This is a genomic window from Pseudocalidococcus azoricus BACA0444 (assembly GCF_031729055.1).
Lineage (GTDB): Bacteria > Cyanobacteriota > Cyanobacteriia > Thermosynechococcales > Thermosynechococcaceae > Pseudocalidococcus > Pseudocalidococcus azoricus.
Genome location: NZ_JAVMIP010000024.1, coordinates 39354 through 47011 on the forward strand (window position 1 = coordinate 39354; position 7658 = coordinate 47011).

Genomic DNA, 7658 nt, shown 5'->3' on the forward strand with positions numbered 1-7658 from the left:
ATGACTACCCTGAAAATCCATGCCGCAGGGGTTAGGTTAGAAGCGTACTGCCAAAAAGCAACTGGTTATCCCTAAAATGCTGCCTGAATTATAGGGGTTTCCTTGGAATTCTGCTAATTGTGCCTTTAGATAAAATAGGCGGGAATGGAGGGATTTAGGCGCGCACGGGGACAGCATGGGCCTGGAGGTGGGCTTTAATTTCAGGAATGGTGAGTTGACCATAATGGAGGAGTGAGGCTAAGAGGGCGGCTTCGGCTTTGCCAGTGGTCAGGGCAGCGCGAATATGATCGCAGGTTCCGGCTCCCCCTGAGGCAATCACAGGAATGGTGACTTGATTAGCGATGGTTTGAGTCAGTTCAATGTCATACCCGGCCTGGGTTCCATCGGCATCCATACTGGTCAGCAAAATTTCACCGGCCCCGCGACTCTCAACTTCCTTCGCCCAGGCCAGGACATCCAAACCCGTATTTTCCCGCCCCCCCCGGACATAGACATCCCAGCCCGGATTTTCAGAACTCTCGCGCCGCCGAGCGTCAATGGCAATCACAATACACTGCTGACCAAAGCGTTCACTGGCCTGGGTAATGAAATCAGGGTTACGAACCGCCGCGGAATTGAGGCTCACCTTATCGGCCCCGGCCCGTAACAAGTCCTTAATGGTAGTTAATGAATCAATGCCCCCGCCCACTGTTAAGGGAATAAAGACTTGATCGGCGGTGCGATAGACCACATCAATCAAAATATTCCGCTCCTCATGGGTGGCTGTAATATCTAAAAAAACCAATTCATCGGCTCCAGCATTGTTATAGGCCTGGGCCAGTTCAACTGGATCTCCAGCATCCCGCAATTCGACAAAATTTACCCCTTTGACAACCCGTCCGTTTTTGACATCTAAACAGGGCAAAATTCGCTTGGCTAACATTTATTTTTCCTGATGAACGACGAAATTATAGGGATCACTGTTGCCAAATAAACCAATGACAGCAGCCGTTGAACCATATTGCTGAGTTAGGCAGGCCCTGTTTTGAGCATAATCCAGCTTAGTCTGGGAATTGGAGTGATCTCTAGTGGATAATCGTGACGGCCGATGTTTGGGTTGATGGTTAGTGATGAAGCCTAAGAAATTCTATGCGGTTTTTGCGGGTCGTCAAACGGGATTATTTTTCACCTGGCCGGATTGTGAAGCCCAAGTGAAAGGCTATCAGGGGGCCCGCTATAAGTCGTTTCCCACCCGTGTTGAAGCTGAAACAGCCCTCTCTATGAACCTAGCTACCTCCCAAACAGAATTATTTTTATTAGACTCTCAGGTAAATTCCCGGCCCAGGCCTGGTTTAACGGCTAAAAATACCCAAAATAAACCGGATGGCTCTGTTCCCTATATTCTCGATAGTTTATCTGTTGATGCTTCTTGCCTAGGGAATCCGGGGGATGTGGAATATCGCGGGGTGCATACAGAAACGAAAGAAGTTCTCTTTGCGGTCGGGCCTTTAGCCTATGGAACTAATAACATCGGCGAATTTTTAGCGATTGTGGATGGGTTGCAATATCTCCAGGCCCAGGGGTTAACAATTCCGATTTATTCTGATTCAGCTACGGGGATGAGTTGGGTGAAAAAAAAGCGCGTCCAAACCCAATTAGCCCGCCGGCCTGGAAATCAGGAAATTTTTCAGCGGATTGATGAAGCCTTGGCCTGGTTGCAGGAAAACACCTATACCAACCCAATTCTGAAGTGGGATACAGTACACTGGGGTGAAATTCCGGCAGATTATGGGCGCAAATCCCGATGATCTCCCAAGCTAAAACACCGGATGAAAGGGGACTGGATGCGTGTCATTGGCTTAATGAGTGGAACCTCCGTAGATGGAATTGATGCGGTTGTCGTTGATCTCCAGGGGACGGATCAAGATTTCAAAATCAATGTCCAGGCCAGTGCCACCTATGGATATTCTGAATCGTTGCGGAATAAGATCCTAGCAGTCTGTGCTGGGGAAGCCCTCTCAATTCAGGACTTTGCCGCTTTAGATGATCAGATTGCTCAAGAATTTGCCCAGGCCGCGCTCCAGATTCAACGCCAACTCCGAGACCAACAGCCGATTGATTTGATAGGTTCCCACGGCCAAACCGTTTTCCATCGCCCCCCGGCTCAAAATCTCCTTAATCTATCTGCTCAGACTCAACTCGGTTATTCCGTCCAACTTGGTCGGGGAGAAGTAATTGCCCAGATCACCCAAATTCCAACTGTCTCAAATTTCCGGGCCGGGGATATTGCCTTAGGCGGTCATGGTGCACCCCTTGTTCCCCGGATTGATCTCTGTTTATTGGGGCATCCAGAAAAAACGCGCTGTGTCCAAAATATTGGCGGAATTGGCAACGTCACCTACTTACCGGCTCAAAAAGATGCAGAGGTATTTGGGGCTGGGGTGTTTGGCTGGGATACGGGGCCGGGGAATGTCCTGATTGATTTGGCTGTGGATTATTTTTCCGAGGGACAACAAACCTATGATCACGACGGGGCCTGGGCTGCTTCGGGAACGGCGGATGTAAATCTTGTCCAGGCCTGGTTAAAACACCCCTATTTTCAAGCCTCCCCACCGAAATCTACAGGCCGGGAATTATTCAGCCCCGCTTATCTCCAAGATTGCCTTAAGGATGCTGCCCACCTAACCCCAGCAGATACCTTGGCCACCCTGACAGAATTGACCGCCGCCTCGATTGCCCGTAGTTATGAGAGTTTTCTGCCCCAAATGCCGGATCAAGTCTTTCTCTGCGGGGGAGGAGCCTTGAATAGTTATTTACAATCCCGACTGGGGGCCTGGTTAGAGCCGATTCCAGTTTTAACAACCACTGAGCTTGGAGTGCCTGTGGAAAGTAAAGAAGCGATTGCCTTTGCGGTTTTAGCCTATTGGAAGTACCACGATTTACCCGGAAATTTACCCACTGTTACTGGCGCGTCTCGGGAAACTCCCTTAGGTACTTTGCATCAACCCTAAAAAGCGATTGCCTTTGCGGTTTTAGCCTATTGGAAGTACCACGATTTACCCGGAAATTTACCCACTGTTACTGGCGCGTCTCGGGAAACTCCCTTAGGTACTTTGCATCAACCCTAAAATTTGTCCCTATATTTAGACCCAACTTGCTGATTCTTCTAGCTGAATGGGTAGAGTCGGATTGGTGGGTAAGATAGTTGTATCCTACTCAATGAGTCTGGGCGGTGGAGAGCAATGAGTAAAAAGATTAGCATCACCCTCGATAATGAAGTGTTGGATTTTGTCGATCAGAACACAAATAATCGCAGCCAGTTTATTAATACCCTACTTTGGCAAGAAAAACAGCGAATTTTCATGAAAGAGTTAGCAGAAGCCTACCAAGACCAGGCCGGTGATCCTGAATTTCAAGCCGAAGCCTCTCTCTGGGATACAACAATTGGTGATGGCTTAGGGGAAGATGAAGATGCCTAAGGGAACATTAACGTATCAGCGAGGGGAAATTTGGTGGGTGGACTTAAACCCCGTTGTCGGCCATGAAACGGATAAACAACGCCCCTGCCTGATTCTGCAAAATAATATTGGCAATCAAAATGGGACGACTACAATTGTTGCTCCCTTGTTACCAGGGGCGAAAAAATATCCATTTGTGGTCAATATTACGCCAACTGTGGAGAATGGCCTGGATCAGCCCCGCTATCTCAACCTCAGTCAAATGCGCGCCGTAGATGCCGAGAGAGTCAAACATAAACAAGGGGTTTTAGAAGATCGTTATTGGCCAGAAATTGAGAAAGCGGTGGGGATTGAACTGGGTTTCGGCCCGGTGTTTCAATTGCGACCCCCAATCTAAGCAATGGCAGAGTTTTTCCTAAATAGTTCCTAAAAATGGGCAATTCCAGTCAAGCAATTCCCGGATATTTGTATCTAGTTCCGACCCCCATTGGCAACTTGGCGGATATTTCAGCGCGGGCATTGGGCATTCTGCAAACCGTAGATTTAATTGCCGCAGAAGATACCCGTCACACCGGCCGCCTGTTGCAGCACTGCCAAATTTCAACTCGGCAAATTAGCTTTCATCAGCACAATACTCAACAGCGGATTCCAGAGCTAGTTGAACTCCTGCAAGCCGAAAAATCCATTGCCTTAGTGACTGATGCCGGAATGCCAGGTATTTCTGATCCCGGTTATGAGTTGGTCGTGGCCTGCATTGACGCGGCGATTCCGGTTATTCCTCTCCCAGGCCCTAATGCTGCCCTCACAGCCCTAATTGCCTCGGGATTACCCACTAATCGGTTTATTTTTGAGGGATTTTTACCTACCAAGCCCAAAGTCAGACATGAAACCCTCCAGGCCTGGGCCAAGGAACCCCGGACGATTATTTTTTATGAATCCCCCCACCGCCTCCCCGAAACCTTAACTGAATTGATCTCCCATCTTGGCCCTGTCAGACAAATTGTGATTGCCCGAGAACTAACCAAGCTCTACGAAGAATTTTGGCGGGGAACCTTAGGAGAAGCAATCAGCTATTTTCAAACCCATCCGGCCAAGGGGGAACTGACGATTATTCTGGCTGGCTCAACCCCAACAATAAAAACTCATTCCTCAGAAGATATTAAAACTGCCCTCCAACACCATTTCCAACAAGGGCTTTCCCCATCCCAGGCCAGTCGGGAATTGGCATTAGAAATGGGTTTGTCCCGGCGTTATGTCTATGGCCTGGCCTTGGAGCTAAATGATGAATTTTCGGCTGAATCTTAATGGGCAAATCTCAAAACTGGATAACTCTCCATAACTGAGGGGGCCTGGTTAATCGCAAATTTGGTACAGTTCAATTTAACTTGTCAAAAATTATCATCTCTGGATTACTTTTATGAGTTACCCCATGTCCCGCCAGGCCTATGCCGAAACCTATGGCCCCACAGTCGGAGATCGGGTGCGTTTGGCTGATACCGAGCTAGTTATCGAAGTCGAGCAGGATTTCACCACCTACGGCGAAGAAGTCAAATTTGGTGGCGGCAAAGTAATTCGGGATGGCATGGGCCAAGCACCTACTACCAATGCTGATGGGGCCGTAGATGCCGTGATTACCAATGCCCTGATTCTCGACTGGTGGGGAATTGTCAAAGCCGATGTGGGCATTAAAGATGGGAAAATCGCCGCCATTGGCAAAGCTGGAAATCCCAACATTCAAGACAACGTGACGATTGTGATCGGGCCAGGCACAGAAGCGATTGCCGGAGAAGGGATGATCCTGACAGCGGGCGGGATTGATAGCCATATTCACTTTATTTGTCCCCAACAGATTGAAGTCGCCATTGCCTCAGGCGTGACCACCATGATCGGGGGCGGAACCGGGCCAGCCACAGGAACCAACGCGACAACTTGCACCCCCGGCCCCTGGAACCTATACCGAATGTTGCAAGCGGCCGATGCTTTTCCGATGAATTTGGGCTTTTTAGGGAAAGGAAATAGCGCAAAACCAGAAGCCTTACGGGAGCAAATCCAAGCCGGGGCCTGTGGCTTAAAACTCCATGAAGACTGGGGAACCACACCAGCGACCATTGATACCTGCTTAAGCGTGGCCGATGAGATGGATGTCCAAGTGGCGATTCACACCGATACCCTCAATGAAGCCGGATTTGTCGAAGATACGATTGCTGCTTTCAAAAACAGAGTCATCCATACCTATCACACAGAAGGCGCAGGGGGTGGCCATGCCCCAGACATCATCAAAATTTGCGGCGAGATGAATGTGCTGCCCTCCTCTACCAACCCCACCCGGCCCTATACCCTCAATACCTTGGATGAACACCTGGATATGCTCATGGTCTGTCATCACTTGGATGAAGGGATTCCTGAGGATGTCGCCTTTGCCGAGTCACGGATTCGCCGGGAAACCATTGCCGCCGAAGATATTTTGCATGACTTGGGAGCCTTTAGTATGATTTCCTCGGATTCCCAGGCCATGGGTCGGGTGGGGGAAGTGATTATTCGCACCTGGCAAACGGCCCACAAAATGAAAGTCCAACGGGGGGCATTAACGGAAGACTCCCAACGCAACGATAATTTCCGAGCCAAACGCTATGTGGCTAAATACACAATCAACCCCGCGATTACCCACGGCATTGCCAATTATGTCGGGTCGGTGGAAGTGGGCAAGTTAGCAGACTTGTGCCTGTGGCGGCCGGCCTTTTTTGGTGTCAAACCGGAATTGGTGATTAAAGGCGGCTTGATTGCCTATGCCCAAATGGGAGATGCCAATGCCAGTATTCCCACGCCGCAGCCCGTCCATATGCGGCCCATGTTTGGCAGTTTTGCCGGAGCCAGAAATGCCACTGCTTTAACCTTTGTTTCCCAGGCCGGGTTGAACAATGGCATCAAAGAACAGTTGGGGTTACAAAAAAATGTCGTCGCTGTGTCCCAAACCCGGAATTTAAGTAAGTTAGATTTGAAACTCAATACCGCAACCCCTGTGATGGAAGTGGATCCGGAAACCTATGAAGTTCGGGCCGATGGGGAATTGCTCACTTGCGAGCCTGCTACTGTCTTGCCGATGGCCCAGCGATACTTTTTGTTCTAAACACGCTGTATCCTAATGTGGCAGTTTTTAGGAGGAGACACAGCTTGCTAAGCTTGAAATTAATGCTGATTTATCTATCAAGCATAATATTGATGAGTTTCTATATGGTAAAAATAATTAGCCGGAAGCTTTTTGTATTTTCCTCCTTATAGGTTTCTGAGGTAAAGGCTTGACATTCAGCCTAAACACCTTAATCATCCCTTTAGGTGGAATCTTTCAGCCTAATACCTAGTTATATGGTTCAGCCTTGGGTTACTTGTTGGCGTTCAAGGTCATCGTTTGCTTATAGATATGAACAGTACAGCAACCATAGAAAATACATTAAACTCATTTTTTAGTGAAAATAAATTTTCAGTACTTGTTTTAAGAGGAGCTTGGGGTATTGGGAAAACTTATTTTTGGGAAAATTATATATCAGAAAAAATAAATAAAAAAGAAATAGAACAGACAGCCTACTCTTACGTATCTTTATTTGGCCTACACGGCTTATCCGAGTTGAAATCTAGGATCTTTCGTGTTGGCAAGATATTGAAAACCAAGAAAGAAGTTGAAAAAGAACTTGAAGATTCATCTCAGGAAGAGAACCAGATTTTGAGAGCCATGCTGGATATACGATCAAGCGGACAAAATCTTCTGCGATCTTTAGGTCGAATCTCTCAAATTTCCAAACTCTTACCGCAGTCAAAAGACTTCTCCCCGATAATTGATTTAGTTGAATATAGTCTGATTAATAATTACTTAATTTGTCTAGATGACATTGAGCGTAAAGAAGATGACTTAACAATAAGACAGATCATGGGTTATGTTGATGAGATAAGCAAGAGGAAAAAATGCAAGGTTATTCTGATATTGAATGACAAAACTCTTAGTCAACGGGATTTAGAAGAATTTAATAAATATCGAGAGAAGGTTGTCGATCTGGAAATTGAATATCAACCTACGATAAGAGACAACCTTCTTAAAGTGTTTGAGTTAAATTATCTATTCTTTGAGGATTTTGTAAATGTTTTTCAAATTCTCAATGTTTCTAATATACGTATTTTTACAGCATATTCCTCGCTAAGTTGGTACACTTTTTCTGAAGCTGTGTCAAA

Annotated in this window: 7 protein-coding genes and 1 pseudogene; 7 read left to right on the forward strand and 1 reads right to left on the reverse strand. The window is 47.2% G+C overall.

The genetic code is table 11. From position 1 onward, the window contains the following. Window positions 1–154: 154 nt before the first annotated feature. Window positions 155–922, reverse strand: coding sequence for an imidazole glycerol phosphate synthase subunit HisF (gene hisF, locus RIF25_RS15615; RefSeq protein ID WP_322879450.1), 768 nt, complete (start codon window positions 920–922; stop codon window positions 155–157). Between the two features lie 187 nt (window positions 923–1109). Here hisF and RIF25_RS15620 point away from each other — a divergent pair, with 187 nt between their 5' ends. The 7 genes and pseudogenes from RIF25_RS15620 to RIF25_RS15650 form a co-directional block, all read left to right on the forward strand. Then, entirely contained in the window at window positions 1110–1787 is a 678-nt protein-coding gene (locus RIF25_RS15620; RefSeq protein WP_322879451.1) for a ribonuclease H family protein, read from the forward strand. Between the two features lie 21 nt (window positions 1788–1808). Continuing rightward, window positions 1809–3107 (forward strand): annotated as a pseudogene (locus tag RIF25_RS15625) (anhydro-N-acetylmuramic acid kinase). 114 nt (window positions 3108–3221) lie between these two features. After that, window positions 3222–3458, forward strand: a complete 237-nt coding sequence (gene mazE / locus RIF25_RS15630; RefSeq protein ID WP_322879452.1) for a type II toxin-antitoxin system MazE family antitoxin — start codon at window positions 3222–3224, stop codon at window positions 3456–3458. Next, window positions 3451–3834: a type II toxin-antitoxin system PemK/MazF family toxin gene (locus RIF25_RS15635; RefSeq protein WP_322879453.1), complete on the forward strand. Its 384-nt coding sequence runs from the start codon at window positions 3451–3453 to the stop codon at window positions 3832–3834. Before mazE ends, RIF25_RS15635 begins: the two co-directional genes overlap by 8 nt. A 35-nt stretch (window positions 3835–3869) precedes the next feature. Then, window positions 3870–4742, forward strand: a complete 873-nt coding sequence (gene rsmI / locus RIF25_RS15640) for a 16S rRNA (cytidine(1402)-2'-O)-methyltransferase (RefSeq protein WP_322879454.1) — start codon at window positions 3870–3872, stop codon at window positions 4740–4742. Window positions 4743–4854: 112 nt separating this feature from the next. Then, window positions 4855–6564 carry an urease subunit alpha gene (gene ureC, locus RIF25_RS15645; RefSeq protein WP_322879455.1) on the forward strand — a complete coding sequence of 570 codons (1710 nt, stop codon included), beginning with the start codon at window positions 4855–4857 and terminating at the stop codon, window positions 6562–6564. A 291-nt stretch (window positions 6565–6855) separates the two neighbouring features. Next, window positions 6856–7658, forward strand: an 803-nt coding sequence (locus tag RIF25_RS15650; RefSeq protein WP_322879456.1) for a P-loop NTPase fold protein, incomplete at its 3' end; no start/stop codon positions are given.

Bases quoted from the DNA above. Each gene is read 5' to 3' on its own strand.
- hisF (WP_322879450.1), bottom strand. From the start codon at position 922: ATGTTAGCCAAGCGAATTTTGCCCTGTTTAGATGTCAAAAACGGACGG.
- RIF25_RS15620 (WP_322879451.1), top strand. From the start codon at position 1,110: ATGAAGCCTAAGAAATTCTATGCGGTTTTTGCGGGTCGTCAAACGGGA.
- mazE (WP_322879452.1), top strand. From the start codon at position 3,222: ATGAGTAAAAAGATTAGCATCACCCTCGATAATGAAGTGTTGGATTTT.
- RIF25_RS15635 (WP_322879453.1), top strand. From the start codon at position 3,451: ATGCCTAAGGGAACATTAACGTATCAGCGAGGGGAAATTTGGTGGGTG.
- rsmI (WP_322879454.1), top strand. From the start codon at position 3,870: ATGGGCAATTCCAGTCAAGCAATTCCCGGATATTTGTATCTAGTTCCG.
- ureC (WP_322879455.1), top strand. From the start codon at position 4,855: ATGAGTTACCCCATGTCCCGCCAGGCCTATGCCGAAACCTATGGCCCC.